The organism is Chitinophaga sp., assembly GCF_017745275.1.
Lineage (GTDB): Bacteria > Bacteroidota > Bacteroidia > Chitinophagales > Chitinophagaceae > Chitinophaga.
This window is the reverse complement of record NZ_JAGHZS010000004.1, coordinates 459,801-481,266: the sequence shown is the minus strand read 5'-3', so window position 1 is coordinate 481,266 and position 21,466 is coordinate 459,801. Positions and strand designations below refer to the sequence as shown.

Annotated in this window: 17 protein-coding genes; 13 read left to right on the top strand and 4 right to left on the bottom strand. The window is 45.6% G+C overall.

What is annotated here, in order from left to right; genetic code table 11:
- Window positions 1-26: 26 nt before the first annotated feature.
- Genes J7623_RS14690 through J7623_RS14680 form a run of 3 tightly spaced genes read left to right on the top strand, consistent with a single transcriptional unit; the run spans window position 27 to window position 5,657 of the window.
- Entirely contained in the window at window positions 27-1,331 is a 1,305-nt protein-coding gene (locus J7623_RS14690) for a TolC family protein (protein ID WP_291921304.1), read from the top strand.
- Between the two features lie 19 nt (window positions 1,332-1,350).
- Window positions 1,351-2,460, top strand: a complete 1,110-nt coding sequence (locus tag J7623_RS14685) for an efflux RND transporter periplasmic adaptor subunit (RefSeq protein ID WP_291921301.1) — start codon at window positions 1,351-1,353, stop codon at window positions 2,458-2,460.
- A 41-nt stretch (window positions 2,461-2,501) separates the two neighbouring features.
- Complete coding sequence (locus tag J7623_RS14680; protein ID WP_291921298.1) at window positions 2,502-5,657, top strand: CusA/CzcA family heavy metal efflux RND transporter; 3,156 nt, start codon at window positions 2,502-2,504, stop codon at window positions 5,655-5,657.
- Between the two features lie 138 nt (window positions 5,658-5,795).
- On the opposite strand, the gene J7623_RS14675 is transcribed toward J7623_RS14680, so the two are convergent.
- Window positions 5,796-6,893, bottom strand: a complete 1,098-nt coding sequence (locus J7623_RS14675) for an AI-2E family transporter (RefSeq protein WP_291921296.1) — start codon at window positions 6,891-6,893, stop codon at window positions 5,796-5,798.
- 141 nt (window positions 6,894-7,034) lie between these two features.
- Between J7623_RS14675 and J7623_RS14670 the strand changes: the two genes are divergently transcribed.
- A complete protein-coding gene (locus J7623_RS14670) occupies window positions 7,035-8,120 on the top strand; it encodes a family 20 glycosylhydrolase (RefSeq protein WP_291921293.1) in 1,086 nt (361 codons plus the stop codon).
- Window positions 8,121-8,247: 127 nt separating this feature from the next.
- Here J7623_RS14670 and J7623_RS14665 read toward each other — a convergent pair whose 3' ends face one another.
- Window positions 8,248-9,168 carry an AraC family transcriptional regulator gene (locus tag J7623_RS14665; RefSeq protein ID WP_291921290.1) on the bottom strand — a complete coding sequence of 307 codons (921 nt, stop codon included), beginning with the start codon at window positions 9,166-9,168 and terminating at the stop codon, window positions 8,248-8,250.
- Between the two features lie 453 nt (window positions 9,169-9,621).
- Between J7623_RS14665 and J7623_RS14660 the strand changes: the two genes are divergently transcribed.
- The 3 genes from J7623_RS14660 (at window position 9,622) to J7623_RS14650 (ending at window position 11,305) form a co-directional block, all read left to right on the top strand.
- Window positions 9,622-9,855 (top strand): hypothetical protein, encoded by a 234-nt coding sequence (locus J7623_RS14660; protein WP_291921287.1) that lies wholly within the window; start codon window positions 9,622-9,624, stop codon window positions 9,853-9,855.
- A 66-nt stretch (window positions 9,856-9,921) separates the two neighbouring features.
- Window positions 9,922-10,269, top strand: coding sequence for a DsrE family protein (locus J7623_RS14655; RefSeq protein WP_291921284.1), 348 nt, complete (start codon window positions 9,922-9,924; stop codon window positions 10,267-10,269).
- A 169-nt stretch (window positions 10,270-10,438) separates the two neighbouring features.
- Window positions 10,439-11,305: a DUF6089 family protein gene (locus J7623_RS14650; protein ID WP_291921282.1), complete on the top strand. Its 867-nt coding sequence runs from the start codon at window positions 10,439-10,441 to the stop codon at window positions 11,303-11,305.
- 146 nt (window positions 11,306-11,451) lie between these two features.
- On the opposite strand, the gene J7623_RS14645 is transcribed toward J7623_RS14650, so the two are convergent.
- Window positions 11,452-11,730 (bottom strand): hypothetical protein, encoded by a 279-nt coding sequence (locus J7623_RS14645; protein WP_291921280.1) that lies wholly within the window; start codon window positions 11,728-11,730, stop codon window positions 11,452-11,454.
- A gap of 173 nt (window positions 11,731-11,903) precedes the next feature.
- On the opposite strand from J7623_RS14645, the gene J7623_RS14640 reads away from it, so the two are divergent.
- The 3 genes from J7623_RS14640 (at window position 11,904) to J7623_RS14630 (ending at window position 14,734) form a co-directional block, all read left to right on the top strand.
- The gene (locus J7623_RS14640; protein ID WP_291921278.1) at window positions 11,904-12,236 is read left to right on the top strand and encodes a hypothetical protein; all 333 of its coding nucleotides are present in this window, start codon (window positions 11,904-11,906) and stop codon (window positions 12,234-12,236) included.
- A gap of 106 nt (window positions 12,237-12,342) precedes the next feature.
- The gene (locus J7623_RS14635) at window positions 12,343-14,265 is read left to right on the top strand and encodes a menaquinone biosynthesis decarboxylase (RefSeq protein WP_291921275.1); all 1,923 of its coding nucleotides are present in this window, start codon (window positions 12,343-12,345) and stop codon (window positions 14,263-14,265) included.
- On the top strand, window positions 14,237-14,734 hold the full coding sequence (locus J7623_RS14630; protein ID WP_291921272.1) for a DUF6265 family protein: 498 nt from the start codon (window positions 14,237-14,239) through the stop codon (window positions 14,732-14,734). The genes J7623_RS14635 and J7623_RS14630 overlap by 29 nt, the downstream gene beginning before the upstream one ends.
- Window positions 14,735-15,155: 421 nt before the next feature.
- On the opposite strand, the gene J7623_RS14625 is transcribed toward J7623_RS14630, so the two are convergent.
- Complete coding sequence (locus J7623_RS14625) at window positions 15,156-16,739, bottom strand: peptide chain release factor 3 (protein ID WP_291921269.1); 1,584 nt, start codon at window positions 16,737-16,739, stop codon at window positions 15,156-15,158.
- Window positions 16,740-16,841: 102 nt separating this feature from the next.
- Between J7623_RS14625 and J7623_RS14620 the strand changes: the two genes are divergently transcribed.
- The 3 genes from J7623_RS14620 (at window position 16,842) to J7623_RS14610 (ending at window position 21,464) form a co-directional block, all read left to right on the top strand.
- Entirely contained in the window at window positions 16,842-18,095 is a 1,254-nt protein-coding gene (locus J7623_RS14620) for an ABC transporter permease (protein ID WP_291921267.1), read from the top strand.
- 76 nt (window positions 18,096-18,171) lie between these two features.
- Window positions 18,172-19,176: a tRNA (adenosine(37)-N6)-threonylcarbamoyltransferase complex transferase subunit TsaD gene (tsaD, locus tag J7623_RS14615; RefSeq protein ID WP_291921264.1), complete on the top strand. Its 1,005-nt coding sequence runs from the start codon at window positions 18,172-18,174 to the stop codon at window positions 19,174-19,176.
- 152 nt (window positions 19,177-19,328) lie between these two features.
- Window positions 19,329-21,464 carry an alpha-L-fucosidase gene (locus tag J7623_RS14610; RefSeq protein ID WP_291921262.1) on the top strand — a complete coding sequence of 712 codons (2,136 nt, stop codon included), beginning with the start codon at window positions 19,329-19,331 and terminating at the stop codon, window positions 21,462-21,464.
- The last annotated feature ends 2 nt before the right edge of the window (window positions 21,465-21,466 follow it).

Sequence of the window (21,466 nt, the reverse complement as noted above, 5' to 3'; positions counted from 1 at the left end):
CATCTTTGCAACGAAAAATCAGTTGTATGATCAATAGACTAGCATTATGTACCTATTTTGTACTGTTTGCAGCATTATTCCGGATGACGGTATCCGCGCAACAGCAGGTCCCTGTTATTTCAGGTCCTCCTTCCGACACGCTTCACCTTACACTCGACAGTGCGGAAAACATCTTTCTAAGACAAAATCTATTGCTGCTGGCACAACGTTATAATGTTGATGCCCAGAAGGCTTTGGTGATACAGGCAAAGCTCTACCCGAACCCCACTTTTAATATTGAACACGGTATCTATAACACAGAAACGAAGAAATTTTTTCCGCTGGGCAGCGATGGCCAAACCACTGCCGGATTATCACAACTGGTGATGCTGGCCGGTAAACGCAACAAGCAGATAAAGATCGCTAAAGCCAACGCACAGCTGTCGGAGTATGAGCTGTATGACCTGCTCCGCACGCTGAAATTTACGCTGAGAGATGACTTCTACAATATTTATTACCTGCAGCAATCCGCTAAAGCCTACGACGACGAAATCACCTCTTTGCAAAAAGTGGTGGATGCTTTTGAAGAGCAAAAGGGCAAAGGCTATATCTCCCTGAAAGAGGCGGTGAGAATAAAAGCACAGCTATACAGCCTGAAAAGTGAGTATAAAGATCTCCTCGAACAAATCAGTGATCAGCAAAGTGAAATGCGACTGGTGCTCCAGGTGAAACCGGTTTATATTGATCCCATCCTCAACCCGGCTACGCTGGAAACTATGACTCCTGCAAAGTATCCGCTGCCCATGCTGCTGGACTCCGCGTATACCAATCGTACCGACCTGCTGATGGCCCGCGCCAATACTGATATCAGCAAACTGAATTACAGCTATCAGAAGGCCCTGGCAGTACCGGATCTGACCTTTAATTTGTCGTACGACCACCAGGGTAGTTATATCAAAAACTACAATGGCGCCGGTGTAGCCTTTGACCTGCCTGTTTTTAACCGGAACCAGGGAAACATTAAATCGGCCAAAGCGATGATCGCTTTGAATGATGCTACGCAGAAAAGTGCGGAAGCTACTGTACAGGAGCAGGTTTACCGGGTATTGGAGAAAACGGTGGCAGCAGATAAACTATATAGAAATATAGATGCTTCTTTCTCAAAAGACTTTCAACGGTTGATGCACGAGGTATTGATCAACTACCAGAAAAGGAATATTACGATGTTGGATTTCCTGGATTTCTATGATTCTTACAAGCAGAATGTATTGCAGTTGAATAACATACAATACAATCGTATGAGGGCTTTCGAAGAGCTCAACTTTATTACCGGAACCAACTTTTTTAATTAAAGATAAATCTACAGTGCATATGCAAAACTTTATAAAGGCAGGTAGCTTAGGCCGTTTTTTACTAATCATTGCAGGTGTTTTTCTAGCACAGAGCTGCAATACAAAGCAAGAGAAAGACCCGAATGAAAGGCCGGGCTACGTGATTCCCGATACCGTGTTACGCACTCTTAAAATAGACACCGCAGCGCGTAGCGCCGTGGTGAATGACCTGAAGCTGACTGGTAAAGTGGCCTTCAACGATGATAATGTGTCCCGGATTTACCCGATGGTCAGTGGTAAAATCCGCGATATTAAAGTGATGCTGGGCGACTATGTAACTAAAGGACAAACGCTGGCAGTGATGAACAGCGCTGAAATGGCGGGCTATAGCAGTGACCTGGTGAATGCGGAAGCAGGATTGGCCGTGGCAAAGAAAAGCCTGGATGCTACACAGGATATGTTTAACAGCGGCATCGCATCGCAACGTGATCTGCTCTCGGCTCAAACCGACTACCAGAAAGCACAATCTGAATTAAACCGGGTAAAACGCATACTGAATATCAATGGTGGCAATACAGCCGGCGAATATATCATTACTTCTCCTATCAGCGGCTTTGTAGTAGAGAAGCTGGTTACCAACAACACATTGGTGCGTAATGATAACAGCACCCAGTTATTTACCATCTCCGATCTGAAAAATGTATGGATCATGGCCAATGTATATGAATCCAATATTGGCCAGGTCCATATGGGCGATAACGTGGAAGTAACCACGTTGTCGTATCCCGGCAAGATATTCCGGGGACAGGTAGACAAAATGTTTAACGTACTGGATCCTGCTAATAAAGTAATGAAAGTGAGAATAAGTTTGCCCAATGATGATTATGCCCTGAAACCTGAAATGTTTGCCAGCGTAAGAGTGATTTATAAAGATGGAGAGCAGGCGCTGAGCATTCCGTCAGGCGCACTGATTTTCGATCATAGCCAGTACTATGTGTTGGTATATCATAGTAAGTCGGATGTGAAAATTACGCCGGTATCAGTGATCAATTCTATTGGCGACAAAACATATATCTCCGCAGGCTTGCAGGCCGGTGATAAAGTGATTGCTTCACAGGCAATCCTTATCTATGACGCATTGAATAATTAGGCGAAACCTGCTCACTCATCATACCTATAATTGTTTTTTAGATGAATAAAGTTCTCAGAAGTATAATAGGCTTTTCGCTGAAGAATAAATATTTCATTTTCTTCGCCACGCTGCTGTTGCTGGTGTCGGGTATTATCTGTTTTAAAAATATGCCCATAGAGGCTTTCCCGGATGTTACCAATACAGAGATCAGCATCATTACACAGTGGCCCGGCAGAAGCGCAGAAGAAGTAGAAAAGTTTGTGACCATCCCGATAGAAATCGCGATGAATCCCGTGCAAAAGAAAACCAGTTTGCGCTCTACCAGTATCTTCGGCTTATCTTATGTAAAATTAATTTTTGACGATAAAGTCACCGATAACGAAGCCAGGATACAGGTGAATAACCTGCTGGCCAATGCCAACCTGCCGGAAGGGATCAGCCCCTCCGTACAGCCGCCCACAGGGCCAACCGGTGAAATTTACCGCTACACACTCAAGAGCTCTTTCCGCGATGTAAGAGAACTTAAAACGATACAGGACTGGACCATCGACCGGCAACTTCGCGCAGTGCCAGGGGTAGCAGATATCGTGAGCTTTGGTGGAGAAGTAAAGACTTATGAAATTAAGGTAGATCCGGGAAAATTGACTAATCTGGGGATCACCCCGCTGGATGTGTATTCTGCCGTAGGCAAGAGTAATATTAATATAGGCGGTGACGTTATTGTTAAAAATAACCAGGCCTACGTAGTGCGTGGTATCGGATTGTTAAATGATATTAACGAGATTAAGAACATCATTGTCCAGAACGTGAATGGTATTCCTGTACTGGTAAAGGATGTAGCTACGGTAGATATTTCCAATATGCCACGGCTGGGCCACGTAGGACGCACAGATGCCATCATTGATTCAACGGGTAAAAGAACCGTTACAGATGAAGACGACGTAGTACAGGCCATTGTCATTATGCGAAAAGGAGAGAACCCTTCAGATGTGGTACAGGCGGTGAAGGAGAAAATTAAAAAGCTGAATGCGTCCGTACTGCCTACAGATACCAAAATTATTCCTTTCTATGACCGTGAAGACCTGATACATTACGCCACTGATACGGTGATGCATAACCTTATAGAAGGTATTTTACTGGTCACCCTGCTGGTGTCAATCTTCATGTTCAGTTGGCGTACCACCCTGATTGTGTCTATCATTATTCCTTTGTCGTTGCTGTTTGCCTTTATCTGTCTGCGTTTGATGGGCATGTCGGCGAACCTGTTGTCACTTGGTGCAGTTGACTTCGGGATTATCATAGACGGCGCCGTGGTGATGGTGGAAGGACTATTTGTGGTCCTGGACCACCAGGCGCGGGACGTGGGCATGGAGCGGTTTAATAAGATGGCCAAGATGGGGCTGATCAGGAAGCATGGTGCGCAGTTGGGTAAAGCGATCTTTTTTGCCAAAGTAATTATCATCACCGGTTTGCTGCCCATCTTCGCATTCCAGAAAGTGGAAGGGAAAATGTTTTCTCCGCTGGCATATACACTGGGCTTTGCCTTGCTGGGAGCGCTGATTACCACCTTAACGCTGGTACCGGTATTGATTAACCTTTTACTCCGGAAAAATGTACACGAGAAACACAACCCTATTCTGCATGCTATGACAGGCTTCATGCTGGGTTGGTTTTCCTTTACCTTTAAGCACCGGAAGTTAGCCGTATTCTCTTCCTTTATTATCATTGGTCTTGGTTTGTATTCTTTCAAATTCCTGGGCACTGAGTTTTTGCCGGAGTTGAATGAAGGCTCCATTTGGCTAAGGGTCCAGTTGCCCTACAGCGTTTCATTGGAAAAGTCGGTTGAAATTTCCAGGCAGGTGCGTAGTAAGCTGATGCAGTTTCCACAGGTGAAAAATATTGTATCGCAGACGGGGCGACCGGATGACGGAACCGACGTGGCGGGATTTTACAACAACGAGTTTGATGTTATGCTGTACCCGGAGAAAAACTGGAAACCGCATATCACGAAAGAAGAGTTGATAGATCATATGAATGATACGCTCTCTGTAATACCGGGTGCCTCTCTGAATTTCTCCCAGCCTATCATGGATAATATCGAAGAAGCAGTATCCGGTGTGAAGGGATCTATTTGTGTGAAGATATTCGGGGATTCATTGAATTATATGGAAGACCAGATTACGCGGGTACATGATGTACTGAGAACGGTGAGAGGAATTGAGGATTTGGGTGTGATTAAAAATATTGGTCAGCCGGAATTGAATATAGACCTCGACCAGCAGAAGATGGCCTTGTATGGCGTAGCTACAGCCGATGCCAATGCCGTGATTGAAATGGCGATTGGTGGTAAGGCCGCGAGTACCTTGTATGAAGGAATTAGGAAGTTCGATATCCGTTTGCGTTTCCCGGAAGAGTATCGTAAGAATGCAGAAGACATCGGTAACCTGATGGTACCTACGCAAAGTGGCTCCAAGGTGCCGGTGAAAGAGATCGCGAACATCGTTATGAAAACAGGACCTTGCCTTATTTTCCGCGATGCCAACGAGCGTTACTCGGCCGTGAAATTTTCTGTGAGAGGCCGCGATATGGGTAGCACCATTGCAGAAGCACAGCATAAAGTAGATGAAGTGATAAAGTTGAAAGGTGGCTATTCCATGGTTTGGCAGGGTGATTTTGAGAATGAACAACGTGCTACCAGGCGCTTGCAGCAGGTAGTGCCTATCAGCCTCACGCTGATCTTTATCCTGTTGTTTGTTATGTTTGGCAACTTTATGGATGCGGCGCTGGTGTTCCTCAATGTGCCATTTGCCATTGTAGGCGGCTTGCTGGCCTTACATCTGACGGGTACCAACTTCAGCATCTCTGCTGGTATTGGTTTTATTGCGTTGTTTGGTATTTGTATACAGGATGGGGTGTTGTTGATAACAGTGTTTAAGCAAAACCTGGATAAGATGCGGGGGCAGGGAGGTTCCTTGTATACCGCCATTAAGCTGGGTGTGAACTCGAGAATACGCCCGGTGATGATGACAGCATTAATGGCGGCAATTGGATTGTTCCCGGCAGCCATTTCCCATGGTATTGGTTCTGAGAGCTCAAGGCCGCTGGCGCGTGTAGTCATTGGCGGTATCCTGTGTGCGATGATTTTCTCACTGATTATTTTCCCGCTGATATTTGGCTGGGCTTACCGTAAAACGGATACCAAACATCCGGAATAATAAAGAAGGTTGGTTTTATATGTTTAGTTGGTGTGGCTGTCTTCTGATTTATGAAGACAGCCATTTTTTGTGACCGGAGTGCCGAAGATCCGGGTATTGAAAATAAGAGAGGCGGTATTTAATACCGCCTCTCTCGTTTTATGAATTCGTAGTTTCGTCCTTTTTAGGTTTTCCTTTTTTAACTTTTACTTTGGGCTCATCTCCCAGGAGTATAGCCCATGGCTGCATTTCGGGAATATTTTCGCAGATGATTTTGATAATCGCAATGGTCGGAATCGCGAGAAACATGCCAGGTATGCCCCACAACATATTGCCCAATACCACGCCGATGATGGTGATCAGCGCATTGATTTTTACTTTGGAGCCTACAATGCTGGGGAACAGGACGTTGCTGTCCAGGATATGTACCAGGAAGAGGGCAACACCTGCCTGCAGGGCCTGTATAGGCGTTCCCGTAGCCAGTGTGACCAATATAATAAGGATGGTAGCAGTTAGAATACCTACATAGGGAATGATGTTGAATATAGCTGCCATTACACCCAGCAGGATTGCGTATTTGATGCCGAGGACTAAGAACAGGGTGGTGTTGAGAATGGCTACAATCACCATTTCTATCATGAGGCCTCCCACATAACTTTTTATGATAGAGCGGGTACTGCCAATGACGGTGAGTAATTTATCGCGGTGTTCTTCCTTAAAGTTTTTAACCAGGAAATTTACCAATAACCTACGGTAGAAGAGAATAAAGAAAGCATACAGGAATACGAATACCACGAATACCAGCAGGGAGGAGAGTGATAAAAATGTTTGGCTGAGGAAGCTGGTAGCAGTACCGAGTGTGCCCATCAGTGCTTTCTCCACGTAGCTTAGCTGGGTACTGGAGTTGATATGAAATTTGGCGTTTACCCATTCCTGTGTAGAGGTGATCACCAGCATTAATTTCTGTTGTAGTTGAGGGAAGTCGGAAATGAATGCTTCCATTTGCCGGCCGAGCAACATCATGATCAGCGCAATGAGAATGATGAACAGTAATACGGCCATGATAGCGGCCATTCCACGGGGGATGCGCCATTTTTCCAGCCGGTGTACCACGGGTAGCAGCATAATGGCAATCAACAGCGCAAACATCAGGGGCACTATGATACCACTACCGATGTGCGCAACATAAATAACCAGGATAATAGATAAAAGGGTAAACGTGAGTCTTGCGTTAAACGGTAGTTTAAACTCATTCATAGAAACAGTGCTTTTACCAAAGATATTAAAAATCAATTGGTATAACATTAGAATTGCTATTATACATTTGTTTATACCAAAAGATTGTTGTTCCCCTTTGCTTTCCTTAAATTACTGCATCTTAAAAATTTTTAAAAAGTTATGAAAAAACTATTTGCCCTTTTATGGGTGGTTTGTAGCAGTATCTCCTGCTGTTTTGCAAAGCCCCAGCCAACAGATACTTTACCGGTACGTGGATTTTGTATAGCCGCACCTCGCGTGGATGGATTGCCTGTTTTTCTGAAGTTCATAGAAACGGAGCTGGCGCCGCGCCACATTAACACGTTGGTATTGCGTGTAGACTTTAACTATCAGTTTAAATCGCATCCTGAACTACGTGATCCGGGAAGTTTGTCGGAACAGGAAGTAAAGCAGTTGGTGCAAACCTGTAAGAAGTATCATATCCGGTTAATTCCACAGATTAATTTATTGGGGCATCAATCGTGGGCGGGCATTACAGGAAACCTCCTGAAGGTATACCCGGATTTTGATGAAACGCCGTGGGTGAAGATGCCGGTAAAATATGAATGGCCTAACCCGGATGGTTTGTATTGCAAAAGTTATTGTCCCTTACACCCTGGTGTACATAAAATAGTTTTTGAGCTGGTAGATGAAATCTGTGATGCTTTTGAGTCCACTGCTTTTCACGCAGGGATGGATGAAGTATTTTATATAGGAGAGGAGAAGTGTCCGCGTTGTGGAGGGAAAGACAAAGCGGAATTATATGCGGGCGAAGTATGGACAATCCGCAATCACCTGGAACAAAAAGGCCGCCAGTTATGGATTTGGGGAGATCGTTTGTTGGAAGGTAAAACAACGGGATTGGGCGCCTGGGAGGCCAGTATGAACAATACGCACCGGGCAGTGGACCTGGTACCCAAAGACATTATGATATGCGACTGGCACTATGAAAGACCTGATAAAACGCCGGTATATTTTGCGATGAAAGGGTTATCTGTGATTACCTGTCCGTGGAGAATGCCTGAAAATGCGAAGCTGCAGCTGAAAGACATGTATGATTACCGGAACAGTGCTACCAAAGAAATGAAGCCGCGTTTCCAGGGAATGATGCAAACGGTTTGGTCTGACGCCGGCAGTTTTCTCGATGAGTTTTACGGAAGGGGAAAACCGCAGAAAGATACGTTGAATACGAGTGCGAATTGCTTCCGTGCGATATTCGCGAAGTAAGCAGCAAGCATAAAGCGAAAAGCATAAGGCTATTGTAGCGAATGATTAAAGCGTAGAATATATAAATATCCGCCCTCATCATTCGCTACAATAGCCTTATGCTTTTCGCTTTATGCTTTCAGCTTTACTAATAGTGTTTCTTCAGCACCGGGATAAAGATTTCGGTATAATTAGGACCGTTAAGAGAAAGGAAGAAGTGATTGCCGCTCATTTTAAAGACGCCTTCCTTACAGTTCATGTTGATAAAGTTGTACATGGGAACGCCTGCGGTGGCGAAGTCCATTGGTACGGGCAAGCGGAGATAGCTGCCGCCGGGTATTCTTTTTATCATCAGGTCAGGAAAGTTCTGTTGCAGCTGGAAGTGTACAGCAGCAGCGGTGACAGGGACCAGGATACCAGCAAACATGGACAACCTTTCATAATTGGTAACAGGTACGGCATCGAGGGTACCTGTAATGATTTTGCTTTGCGGCACGTCGTACAGCGTTTGCATCTTCTTAAACAAGGTATAATGTTGGGTCATCCTGGCAATCATTTCCACTACGGGATCCTGTCCCTGGGAAATGAGGGAGTAGTACAGTATGCTGTCGGGCAGTTTTACTTTTTCACAGCGATCGTAGTTGAATAATCCGCCAAAGGCTTCACTGCCAAATGCGGCGGTGATGCCTTCTGTAATCTGCAAGGTTCTTTTTTCGTTGGGAAGAGTAATAATGCGGCGGAATTCTTTAGGACTTTCCAGGAAGTGTTGTTTAAAAGCCTTGCTGAAAGCGGCAGTAGTAGCGTATCCGCACATGTCGCCGATTTCGCTGATATTATAGCCACTATGCCTGAGCAGTCCTGCAGCCAGTTCCAACCGATGCCTTTTTACATATTGCCAGAACGGTTCTCCCATGTACATGGAGAAGTTATGATAGAAGTAGGAATAGGAGATGCCCAGTCTGTCTGCAACATCTTTAATATTAAACGGATCACTGACATGATCGTCCGCAAATGATAAGCCCTGTAGTGCAAAATTTTTGAGTTGTTCTTTTGTCAGGAGGGTGGCCATACAATACGGGGATTTTAAATGATTTCATTGGATACGGTACCGGTAGAATTTCAACAAAATGTATTCTTTTTCTACATGATCATTATATCTAATTTAATTTTTTTATGATCACTGGCAATATAATTTTTAAAATCATTTTAATTTGTTGAATTTCAATATGATACAGTGCTTATTAAAGTATTTATATTTATAATATGTTTAAGGTGGGAACTAAAGCAGGCTGTTTTTTTAAGGAAAAATTGAAAAAAAGCTAAAACGGACAAACTGCTTTTAAGGGGAATAAATAACTTTAGCGGCAGTGTCATGTATATAGCTCCAGCCAGGTAAATCAGTACGGATTTTATAGCTCTCAACATATTTGTCCTATCAATCCTGTTATGGAGTTGCGGCGGTCCGCAACGCCATTTACCGGCAGTGGAGTATAGTCAATCCCGTAGTATAATTGCTTATTATATGGTAGCTGTTATCATTGTTTTATTATTACTCACATGCCTTGGATGGATATTATTACTTCGTCATTTCCGGGCATTGCAGGCGGCCTACATCAACCTTGTAAAGCAGGAGCAGCGCGAGGCCTCCCTGTTGTACCAGCTCCGCGATGTAAAAGAGCAGTATCGCAAACTGGAAGATAAGTTGAGAAAGGTACAGTATGAACTGTATAGTGCGAAGCAGAAGGAAGATCATTAATTTTTAGGTTTTACATCCACCTTTTTATGTTTTTTATTTTGCCAATATTAGGGTAGGTTTGTTGGCATGCAGGTAGTTTTTCAGATCACCTCGGGAGAGCAGGAGGTACAATTAGCCATGTTAGGGCAGCTTCACAATCTTCTTCAACAGGCGGCCGCCACAGAAACACGTATAGTCGTAGAGGTGGTAGTACACGGCCAGGCCTGGAATCTGTTATTAAAAGAGGGGAACCCATTAGCTGAAAAGGTGCAGTCGTTGCAGGACCGCGCCGTAAAATTCCTTATTTGTCGCAATACCCTGAATAGCCGTCAGTTACAAATCACCCAAATGTTGCCATTGACCGGGGAAGTTCCTGCCGGTATATTTCATTTGATAAGCCGCCAGCAGGAAGGTTGGGCTTATATAAGATGTTAGTTTAATTGTTTATTAGTTAATTGGTTTATTAGTTTATTTTTACATTTTATTACCTGTGCCGGTATACATGTGGAAAGTATTAGAGGGGTGGCACCAAATAAAAATTGTGATAAGAACGTTAAATGTTTTGCAAGCTAAAAAAAGGACTAACCTCTTAAACTTTAATACTTTGAAATTGACTAAATCTACCGGAATCCTGTTGTTATTCATGGCCCTTCCCTTTTTCTCTTTTGCACAGGACTGGCATGTGGGCGCTTTTCTCGGTATTTCCAATTACAGCGGAGACCTCGTGCAGCAAAAGGTGGATATGAAATACACCCGCCCGGCCCTTGGGTTGCTGGTAAGAAAGGATATCAACCGTTACCTCACTGTCCGCGCTGCCCTTACCTGGGGAATTGCCACGGGGGCAGACAGCACTAACTCTGAGAAAGCACTGATAGCGCGGAACCTGAGCTTTCGTTCCAATATTTTAGAGGGAAGTTTAATAGGAGAGTTCAACTTTTTCGACCTGGATGAAAAAGGCTTTACCCCTTATGTTTTTGCAGGAGTGGGTCTTTTTGGATTTGATCCAAAAGCGAAAGACCAGTCAGGTAACTGGGTACGGCTTCGTCCACTTGGCACGGAAGGACAGGGATTACCGCAGTATCCTTCCCGTCAGCCATACGACTTATGGGCTATTTCCATTCCATTTGGTGCCGGTGTAAAGGCAATCCTGAATGATAAGTGGACATTAGGTTTTGAAATAGGACTACGGCCTACTACCACCGACTACCTGGATGATGTAAGTACTACTTATGTAGATCAAAATACGTTGTTGGCATATCGAGGCCAGAAGGCAGTGGATATGGCTTATCGAGGAGATGAAGTAACCGGGAAAGTAGCACCGGGCACATATCCGGCGGATGGCTCCAAGCGTGGTTCCGATAAGTATAAAGACTGGTACGCCTTTTCAGGGTTTACGATTACTTATCGCTTAGGCGGTAATAGTGGATGGGGTAGACAGAAAGCTACGCGTTGCCCGATACTCAGACCATAACAGCAGGTACTGTTCAGATATTTAAATGGGTTATTTGTATGTCAGTCCCCCCGCTTTCAGTGGGGGGATTTTTTATTGGCATAGTTGTTGAATTTATGAGTTCAAACAGGTAAAATGCAGCCACCAGCTTATCGCGGAGAGCAGCATCACAAATCGCGGAGAGAGTAAGAAACAGTGACCGCAAAAAATAAGTTGGTGTGCAACTGCCTGTTATACTTCACAAAAAAGAAATGCCATGAAGAAGTTTTTGTTTTTAGCTTCGGTGATATTGATAGCGGGTAGTATGAGTATTTCAGCACAACATAGACCACCTGCGCCGCCTTTGCCACCGTTGCCACCGCATCCAAGGCATTTGCCGCATCCGCCTTTGCCGCCAAGGCCGCATTTTCACCGGCCTCCGATGCCACCACATCCGCCAAGGCCACACAGACACGCACATTACCGTAAACATTATAAGCCTCACCACCGTCATTATCACAGATATAGCTACGTGAGGTACCCGGGAGCGGAATATAGCCTTAGCTAAATAATTTGCCTGTAGTTGAATTAAGTACACCACAATTTTTGCCAACCAATCTTGAACTAAAAACCACACAACATGAAAAAAGTATTGCTGATGATGCTGCTGATGGGCGGCGCAGTGTTGTCTACCTCCGCACAAAGAGGATGGGACAATGGCTATCGGGATCATGGCCGGGGACATGGCCGCTGGAAACATGAAGATCGTTGCGACGACCGCTGGGAGCGCAGAAGAGATTGCCGCCGTGACTGGGATGATGATTGCTACCGTCCGAGAAGGAGAGTGGTAGTATATGATCAACCAGCTTATTATCCGGTGGTACCGGTTCCGGTACCAGTTCCAGCGCCGGTACGCTACTACCCATCCAGGCCCAGGGCTGTATTTCACGCAGGCGTTACCATCGTGAACTGATAACTGAAAATGGAATAAAAATGAATGCCCCCCATTATTTAATGGGGGGCATTTTTTATTGCGGTGTGGGTTGGTTACTTTTGTTGATTGGTAATAAGACGCAAACATGGCATATAAAAATCTCAGACACTTTATAGATACGCTGGAGCAGGCAGGCGAACTGGTACGCATCAAAACTTATGTGGACCCTAAACTGGAAATAGCTGAAATCACAGACCGCGTCAGCAAATCGCCTGATGGTGGGAAAGCATTGCTGTTTGAAAATACCGGCACTGATTTCCCGGTACTGATCAATTCCATGGGCAGCTATAAGCGTATGTGCCTGGCATTGGGCGTACAGGAGCTGGATGATGTAGCCGGTGAAATTGAAAATCTTTTTAAACTGTTATCCAAACCAAAGGAAAGCATACTGGATAAGCTGGCATTACTGCCTAAACTGGGTCAATTTGCCTCCTGGATGCCTAAAGTAGTGAGTGGTAAGGGCAGTTGCCAGGAAATAGTGATGACCAATCCTGATATGGGCAAATTACCTGTACTCACCTGCTGGCCTAAAGACGGGGGACCCTTTGTAACATTGCCTGTTATACATACCAAAGACCCGCTTACGGGCACCCGCAACGTAGGCATGTACCGGATGCAGGTATTTGAGAAAGACATGACCGGGATGCATTGGCATAAACATAAAGTTTCTGCCAAACATTTCATGGAATATAAGAAGTTGAATAAACGTATGCCCGTTGCCGTAGTACTCGGCGGAGATCCGGTATACACTTATTCCGCTACCGCTCCATTACCTGAAAATGTGGATGAATACATGCTGGCAGGTTTTCTTCGTAAGAAGAAAGTAGAACTGGTAAAATGTATTACCCAACCGGAAATAGAAGTGCCGGCAGATGCGGACTTTGTAATAGAAGGTTACGTAGACCCGTCGGAAGACCTGATCTGGGAAGGGCCGTTTGGCGACCATACCGGCTATTATTCATTGGCCGACTGGTATCCTAAGTTCCATATCACCGCTATCACCCATCGTAAAGATGCCGTATATCCTTCCACGATAGTAGGTATTCCTCCGCAGGAAGATGCCTGGATCGGAAAAGCAACAGAACGTATTTTCCTGGCGCCCATTAAAATGACGCTGGTACCGGAAATTGTTGACATGGAAATGCCGGTAGAAGGGGTTTTTCATAACCTGGTGATTGCACAGATCAAAAAGGATTATGCCGGCCAGGCCCAGAAAGTGATGAATGCCATGTGGGGCGCCGGCCAAATGATGTTTAATAAGATCCTGGTGGTGACAGACGACGGCGTGAAGATCAATAACTATAAACAGCTGGCGCAGCATGTTTTCCGTCATCTTAATCCGGCCACCGATATTTACCTGAGCCAGGGCCCTATGGATGTACTGGACCATTCCTGCTCCAAGATGGGCTTTGGCGGTAAGATGTGTATTGATGGCACCCGCAAATACGAAGAGGAAACGGACACGGCTTACCTGCAGGTAGCTACGCCATCTTCGATCGATACCGCCGCTATTATGCAGCAGTTCCCTGAAATAAAGGGTATCAACAGCCAGTTGCTGGCGATGGATATCTCCTGTATACTGGTAGCAGTAGAAAAAAGGCGGCCTTTTCATGTGCGGGAACTGAATGAACAACTTTACACGCTGCCCGCACTGGCAGGTATAAAAATGATCCTCTATGTAGAGCATACGGTGGAAGTCAGCGACCTGGCCTCCGCGTTGTGGCGCTTCTGCAATAACCTGGATCCTAAACGCGATAGTTTCGTAATCAATAAACCATCTGCCACCCCTGGAAAATACATTGGTGGCATTGGTATGGACGGCACCCTGAAAACCAGGCTGCTGGATGGTTTCGAGCGCGACTGGCCCAATATTATTGTGGCAGATGATGCCACTATCCATAAAATAGACGCTAAATGGGCTGAGCTGGGCATCGGTCCCTTCCTGGCTTCTCCATCTCTCAAATACAAACAACAGATTTATGGAGAAGAAGCAGTGGTACAACAGTAAAAGTTTACTGCTGCTACTATTCCTGGTAGCTGGCAGCTTTCGGGTAGCCGGCCAGGTTAACCCGGCAGATTTCCGCATCCTGGATAAGCTGGCCGGTACCTGGAGTATGCATACCCGCAAAAGCACGATCGTGGAAAGCTGGAGCAAGCTCAATGACTCTACCTGGAGCGGCAAAACCTGGCGCATCATAGGCGCCGACAGCGCTTTGCAGCAAACCATGCAACTGGTCAGGAGAAACAATGAGATATATTTCCTGCCGGTGTATGCAGGGCATCAGCCCCAAACACCGGTACGCCTGCGGCTTCGGGTATTGAAGCCTATTGGCTTTGTGGCAGAAGACCTTAACAACGATTTCCCTAAAAAAATCACTTATCGCTTTAAAGACGCCCGCCATTTGGAGGCCCGTGTAGAAGGTACCAGGGACGGGACGATCGAGGAGTATATTTTTCAGTATATCATTTTCGATTAAGCAGAAAGCTGAAAGCAGAAAGCAAAAAGCTATTGCAGCGATTGACCAAAGCGAATATCATGTTCGCTCTAATCAGTCACTACAATAGCTTTTTGCTTTCTGCTTTTCGCTTTCTGCTCTATTAAAGTTTCCCGATTGCGTAAATCATTTTCCCGCTTTGAGACAGTTGCTTGTATAGGCGAACCTACTTTTGCATCACACGATACACAACACCTAAATCAAAATATTCTCAATAAAGCAATAATTTGAGTTGGTCGTACAAGCAATGCCGCACCTGTTCACGGGAAGCGGCCTTTTTTTTAAGCAAAAAGCAAAAAGCTGAAAGCAAAAAGCTATTGCAGCGAGTAACTATAGCGAATATTATATACGCATTAATCAATCGCAACAATAGCTTTTTGCTTTCAGCTTTATGCTTTTGGCTTTACTTATGTATCTCGGAAGTGAAGTTGAACTGGATATCCGGGTTATTGGTTCTTTCGGTATTTAAGTACCATTCAGATTGGGCCAGGTATACCAGGTGTCCGTCTTTATCTTCTACGATGTTGGAAGATTTAAAGCGGATGAACTCTTCGATTTTATTTTTAGGGCCGGTCAGCCAGCAGGCTTTGTAGAAGGGCAGTGTATTGAACTGACATGCTGCGCCATATTCCTGCAGGAGGCGGTACTGGATTACTTCAAACTGGAGTTCTCCTACGCAACCGATGATTTTGCGGTTGCCTCCGTGTTGGGTAAACAGCTGGGCAACGCCTTCGTCTGTTAACTGGCGGATACCTTTTTCCAGTTGTTTCGTTTTCAGCGGATCCTTATTCACCAGTTCCTTGAAAAGTTCAGGGGAGAAGCTGGGAATGCCGGTGATGTAGAAGTTTTCACCTTCTGTTAAGGTATCACCGATTTTAAAGTTGCCGGTATCAAATAAACCTACTACGTCGCCGGGGAAAGCATCGTCTACGATGTTTTTTTCACGGGCAAGGAAGCTGTAAGGGTTACTGAACCTAACGTCTTTGTCTAAACGAACGTGGTGATAAAATTTGTTGCGTTCAAATTTGCCGGAGCAAACGCGGAGGAACGCAATACGGTCGCGGTGCCGTGGATCGAGGTTCGCATGTATTTTGAAAACGAATCCACTGAATTTATCTTCACCCACTTCTATCTCGCGGGTAGTTGCAGTACGGTTGCGGGGTACGGGCGCTATGTCAACGAACGTATCGAGCAGGTCTTTTACACCGAAGTTGTTAACGGCGCTACCAAAAAATACAGGCGCCAGTTTACCGGCGAGGTAATCTTCCCGGTTAAAGGCATCGTATACACCTTCGATCAGTTCTACATCTCCCCGTAGCTGGGCGGCATCTTTTTCGTTGAAGTGTTCATCCACGTAGCTGCTGCTGAGGTCGGGCAGGGGTACGATATCGTCGTCGGTAGCTTTTTTGTTGGGTTGGAAAGCGACGAGGTTTTTATCATACAGGTTATATACTCCTTTGAAATCGCTACCCATGTTGATAGGCCAGCTAAGAGGTCTTACACGGATATTGAGTTTTTCCTCGAGTTCATCCAGGAGGTCGAAGGGATATTTACCGTCGCGGTCCATTTTATTCACGAAGATGATCACAGGCGTATCGCGCATGCGGCATACTTCCATCAGTCTTTCCGTTTGTTCTTCCACCCCTTTCACACAGTCGATCACCAGTACCACGCTGTCTACCGCCGTCAGGGTGCGATAAGTATCTTCCGCAAAGTCCTTGTGACCGGGGGTATCCAGGAGATTCACGAGGATATCGCGGTATTCGAAGGTCATTACGGAAGTGGCCACGGAGATACCTCTCTGTCTTTCAATTTCCATGAAATCCGAGGTGGTATGTTTTTTTATCTTGTTGGACTTCACCGCGCCAGCCGTTTGAATAGCGCCGCCAAACAAGAGGAATTTCTCTGTCAGCGTAGTTTTACCGGCATCCGGGTGGGCGATGATAGCAAAGGATTTTCTTTTATTGATTTCGTTAGCGTACTTCATAAATGTCCGAAAAATGGCAGCAAAGGTAACTAAATTTTTTGTCCGGCTATATTTCGTGTTTATTGGCACCGGGGATGCGTATAAATCCGCTAAATTTGAAATATGATAGCGACCCTTAAAATATTATGGAATAGTTTCAAAATGGCAATGCTCGAGCTGAAGGTGAACAAGCTGCGTACGTTTTTGTCGCTGTTTGGCATCACCATCGGCATTTTCTGTATCATTGCGGTTTTTACGTTGACCAGCAGCCTGGAACACAATATCCGCAAGGATTTGGCGGACCTGGGTGAAGACGTGATTTACCTGCAGAAGTGGCCCTGGGGTGGTAATGGAGAATACGCATGGTGGAAATATATGAACCGTCCGGAGCCGCAATTCAAGGATTTGAAGCCGATACAGGATAAAGTGCATAGTGCGAGTTATGCGTCTTTTAATTTTGATGTGAGCAACAAGAAGGTGGAGTATGGGAGCGATTATATGGATGGAGTGACGATGACGGCGGTGAGTAATGACTTTGACCAGATACAAACCCTGCAGATACTGGATGGACGCTTCTTTGCCAACACAGAAAGTAATAGTGGCGCCAATGTGGCTATCCTGGGATTTACGATCTGGGATGGGCTGTTTACTTCACCGGAATCGGCACTGGGTAAGATTGTCAAGATTGCGGGCCGTGATGTGAAAGTGATCGGGGTGTTGAAGAAGAAGGGGGAGAGCATGATTGGCGCAGGTAGTTATGATAACGCTATTCTTTTACCTTATCGTTTTGCGCGTACCATTGTGGATGAGCGCCGTTTTGCAGATCCTTACATATTGGTGAAGGCCAGGCCAGGTGTGAGCCTGGATCAGCTGAAAGATGAACTGAGAGGTGTGATGAGAGCCACACACCGCCTGAAACCGCGGGAGGAAGATGATTTTGCATTGAATGAAATCAGCTCCGCCAATGAAAGCCTGAGTTCCATGTTTATTGCTATAAATGGGGGCGGACTTCTCATTGCCATATTTTCCTTATTGGTGGGTAGTTTCGGTATTGCGAATATTATGTTTGTGACGGTGAAGGAGCGGACCAATATCATTGGCCTGAAAAAGGCTATAGGCGCGCCCAAACGAATTATTTTGATGGAATTTTTATTGGAATCAATTACACTTTGCTTAATTGGAGGCATGTTGGGATTATTGATGGTGTATATATTGACGAGCATCATCAGTTCCGTCAGTACCTTTGAAATGGTGATATCCATGGCAGCCTTTATTTTTGGGATGGTGGCCTCTGTAGTGGTAGGAGTGCTGGCAGGGTTTATTCCTGCGTATCGGGCCAGCAGGCTGGATCCGGTGGTAGCTATCCGGAGTAATTAGGCAACAAGATATTGGGCAGCAGTGATGCTGTTGTACAGGCGGGGTTTTCCCGCCTTTTTTATTAATTTTGCGGCTTATGTCTGTTAAAATATTAGCGATAGAATCCTCTTGTGATGATACAGGGGCGGCAGTACTGGTAGATGGAAAGGTGTTATCCAATCATATTGCCAATCAGAAAGTACATGAACAATATGGGGGCGTGGTGCCGGAACTGGCGTCCAGGGCGCACCAAGAGAATATTGTACCGGTAGTGGATATTGCCCTGCAAACGGCGGGTGTAAAGCGGGAGGAGTTGACAGCCATCGCCTTCACGCAATCGCCGGGTCTGATAGGTTCGCTGCTGGTAGGTAGTTGCTTTGCCAAGTCTATGGCCATGGCGCTGGATATCCCGCTGATTGGTGTGCATCATATGCAGGCACATGTACTGGCTAATTTTATTGACGACCCCAAGCCGGATTTCCCGTTTTTATGCTTAACTGTGTCTGGTGGCCACACACAGATCGTTTTATGCGAAAGTCCGCTGTCGATGCGCGTGATCGGAGAAACACTGGATGATGCTGCCGGCGAAGCATTTGATAAAAGTGCCAAAATACTGGGACTGCCTTATCCAGGTGGTCCGTTGATTGATAAATATGCCCAGTCCGGTAACCCGGAGCGTTTTAAGTTTACAGAACCGCGTATTCCGGATCTGAACTTCAGCTTCAGTGGCCTGAAAACAGGGATTCTCTATTTTCTGCAGGAAAATCAAAAGGAAAACCCTGACTTCATACAGCAAAATTTACCGGATATCTGTGCATCGATACAGCAACGTATTATCACGATCCTGTTGAATAAGGTGGTGAAAGCGGCGGAGGAAACAGGGATACGCGATATTGCGATTGCCGGCGGCGTAAGCGCCAACAGCGGCCTGCGTAAAGCATTACAGGCATATGGAGAAAAATATCACTGGCGTACGTTTATTCCAAAATTTGAGTATTGTACTGATAATGCAGGCATGATTGCTATTACAGCGTATTATAAATACCTGGCTGGTGATTTTGCGTCGCTGGATGTAATCCCTACTGCCAGGGCCGCTTTTTAACTGTGCAATAGTGGTGAGCCATTTTAACCACATCTCCCGAAAAACTACCTGCTATCACAGAAAGCTAAAAGGATAACAGCTTTGGGTAAAATGCTATTCCTTTCCTTGACTGAATCGATTTAGCTTTATCTGCTATATAACAGTAAATATCTATGAAGAAAGTCCTGATTGCTTTACTGGGTCTGACAATGACCTTTCAATTTGCGTTGGCACAAGACCAGGCCGCCCAAGCCGGGTGGAAGAACCAGAAGTATTCCATGTTTATTCACTGGGGTGCTATTTATTCCACACTGGGAGGTGTTTGGGAAGGTAAACCCGTTACCAGGGGATATAGTGAGCAAATACAGGCGCATGCCGGTATTTACAGTGATGTGTATGGAGATGTAGCCAAACAATTCCATCCGGAGCAGTGGAATGCGGATTCGATTGTACTGCTGGCGAAGGCGGCGGGGATGAAGTCGGTGGTGATGACCTCGAAGCATCATGATGGCTTTTGCATGTTTCATTCTGCCTATACCGACTATAATGTAGTAGATGCTACACCATTTAAGCGGGATGTGTTGAAAGAATTATCGGATGCATGTCAGCGTCATGGCCTGAAGTTCGGAATGTATTTTTCCCTGATCGACTGGCACTTTCCGCAAGCTTATCCTATTTCCAGTTCTAACAGTGACCCGATTACACCGGAGCATCATGAATATAATAAAAAGCAGGTAACAGAGCTGATGACCAACTATGGTCCGGTATCTGAGATCTGGTTTGATATGGGATCATTAACAGCACAGCAGAGCCGTGATCTGGCGGGTATTGTGCATCGTTTACAGCCGGGATGTATGGTGAGTGGACGGTTGGGAAATGATGCCGGAGATTTTTGTGTAATGGGAGATAACCAGTACCCTGACTATAAAATTGCATCGGCCTGGCAAACGCCAGCTTCTGTATATGATGAAACCTGGGGCTATCGTAGCTGGCAGGAGCATGGTAAGGCCGCTGATAAAGCGCACGAAAAGCTGGAAGGCCTGATTAAAGTAGTGAGCAGGGGAGGAAACTACCTGCTGAACATTGGTCCCAGGGGAGATGGCTCTGTAGTAGATTTTGAGAGAGATGTATTACTGCTTAATGGGGCCTGGCTCAAACTCAATGGTGAAGCCATTTACAGCGCATCGGCCAACCCATTTGATACGACTTTTGCCTGGGGAGAAGTAACGACTAAGCCCGGCAAACTCTATTTACATTTGCTTCAGACACCTGATAACGGGACGATATTGCTGCCTGGATTAAATAGTAAAATCAGCCAGGTGACGTTGCTGAGCAGTGGAAAAAAATTGCCGGTGAAAATCAGCGTGAAAGCAGGCGTTACCCAATTACAACTGCCGGCCGATTTTCGTGTAGCCGATAAGGATATTCCGGTGTTGGCACTTACCTGCAAGGATGGCGTGGATATTACGCCGCAACATTTATTGCGTCAGGTTAACCGGTTAACCAGGGACAATGCAACGCCGCTGTTTAGCTTTTCGGGTGTTGATTATGAAAGTTATTACCGCAGCGAGGTGGGCGATTCCTGGGCATTTACCAGTCCGCGTCCTGCACGTTTGAAACTGATATATAGTGATGCAGAAAAAGGCAGGAATATTCAATTGACATTGAATGGCAATAGCCAGGTAATACCGCTATCCGGTGGTTCCGAAGTGCCACTGAATAATGATGCCGCTCATCTCCAGTGGGGACCTATGTATAGCGCTGGTCCTTTCTGGTCGGGTATTAACGGTACACATGGGAATATAAAAGACATTGATCCGAAGCAACCCTGGCCCAATAAAGAAGATAAAGCCTGGACGCTGCAATCCGGCTGGCAGAATGATGCCGTGATTAAATTGCCGGGAGACAGGAGTGTGGCCAGGTATATCTTACAGGAAATTACCGCTACACAGGCAGGCGATTACCTCATTGGTTTTACCAGCGGTGATGGTATTGCGGTGTATTTGAATGGAGAAGAGCAGATGGTACATAATAATCCGGAAAGAGGCGGACAGCAAAGTGAAGTACTGTTGTTGTCGCTGAAAGCGGGCAAAAATCAGTTGGTGGTGAAGTATTATAACCGTTTTGCCAAAGAGATGGTGATGGGCATTAATCGCCAGGTGCCGCAGGTGTTATATGAACAAGCGCTGGGTATTTCTGTTAAAGGCAATGGTAAAGTAGAAAACTGTGTGATCAGGGAGGCAAACCCGGTATCTGTGCATCGCAATCTGCGGATGCCTAACCTGGCCGTGGTGTTGGAGTCAAAATAACG

Coding starts and splice junctions, on each gene's coding strand:
- J7623_RS14660 (WP_291921287.1), top strand. CDS start 9,622: ATGGTAGCTGTTATCATTGTTTTATTATTACTCACATGCCTTGGATGG.
- J7623_RS14690 (WP_291921304.1), top strand. CDS start 27: ATGATCAATAGACTAGCATTATGTACCTATTTTGTACTGTTTGCAGCA.
- J7623_RS14610 (WP_291921262.1), top strand. CDS start 19,329: ATGAAGAAAGTCCTGATTGCTTTACTGGGTCTGACAATGACCTTTCAA.
- J7623_RS14665 (WP_291921290.1), bottom strand. CDS start 9,168: ATGGCCACCCTCCTGACAAAAGAACAACTCAAAAATTTTGCACTACAG.
- J7623_RS14630 (WP_291921272.1), top strand. CDS start 14,237: ATGGAGAAGAAGCAGTGGTACAACAGTAAAAGTTTACTGCTGCTACTA.
- J7623_RS14680 (WP_291921298.1), top strand. CDS start 2,502: ATGAATAAAGTTCTCAGAAGTATAATAGGCTTTTCGCTGAAGAATAAA.
- J7623_RS14625 (WP_291921269.1), bottom strand. CDS start 16,739: ATGAAGTACGCTAACGAAATCAATAAAAGAAAATCCTTTGCTATCATC.
- tsaD (WP_291921264.1), top strand. CDS start 18,172: ATGTCTGTTAAAATATTAGCGATAGAATCCTCTTGTGATGATACAGGG.
- J7623_RS14655 (WP_291921284.1), top strand. CDS start 9,922: ATGCAGGTAGTTTTTCAGATCACCTCGGGAGAGCAGGAGGTACAATTA.
- J7623_RS14620 (WP_291921267.1), top strand. CDS start 16,842: ATGATAGCGACCCTTAAAATATTATGGAATAGTTTCAAAATGGCAATG.
- J7623_RS14685 (WP_291921301.1), top strand. CDS start 1,351: ATGCAAAACTTTATAAAGGCAGGTAGCTTAGGCCGTTTTTTACTAATC.
- J7623_RS14640 (WP_291921278.1), top strand. CDS start 11,904: ATGAAAAAAGTATTGCTGATGATGCTGCTGATGGGCGGCGCAGTGTTG.
- J7623_RS14675 (WP_291921296.1), bottom strand. CDS start 6,893: ATGAATGAGTTTAAACTACCGTTTAACGCAAGACTCACGTTTACCCTT.
- J7623_RS14670 (WP_291921293.1), top strand. CDS start 7,035: ATGAAAAAACTATTTGCCCTTTTATGGGTGGTTTGTAGCAGTATCTCC.
- J7623_RS14635 (WP_291921275.1), top strand. CDS start 12,343: ATGGCATATAAAAATCTCAGACACTTTATAGATACGCTGGAGCAGGCA.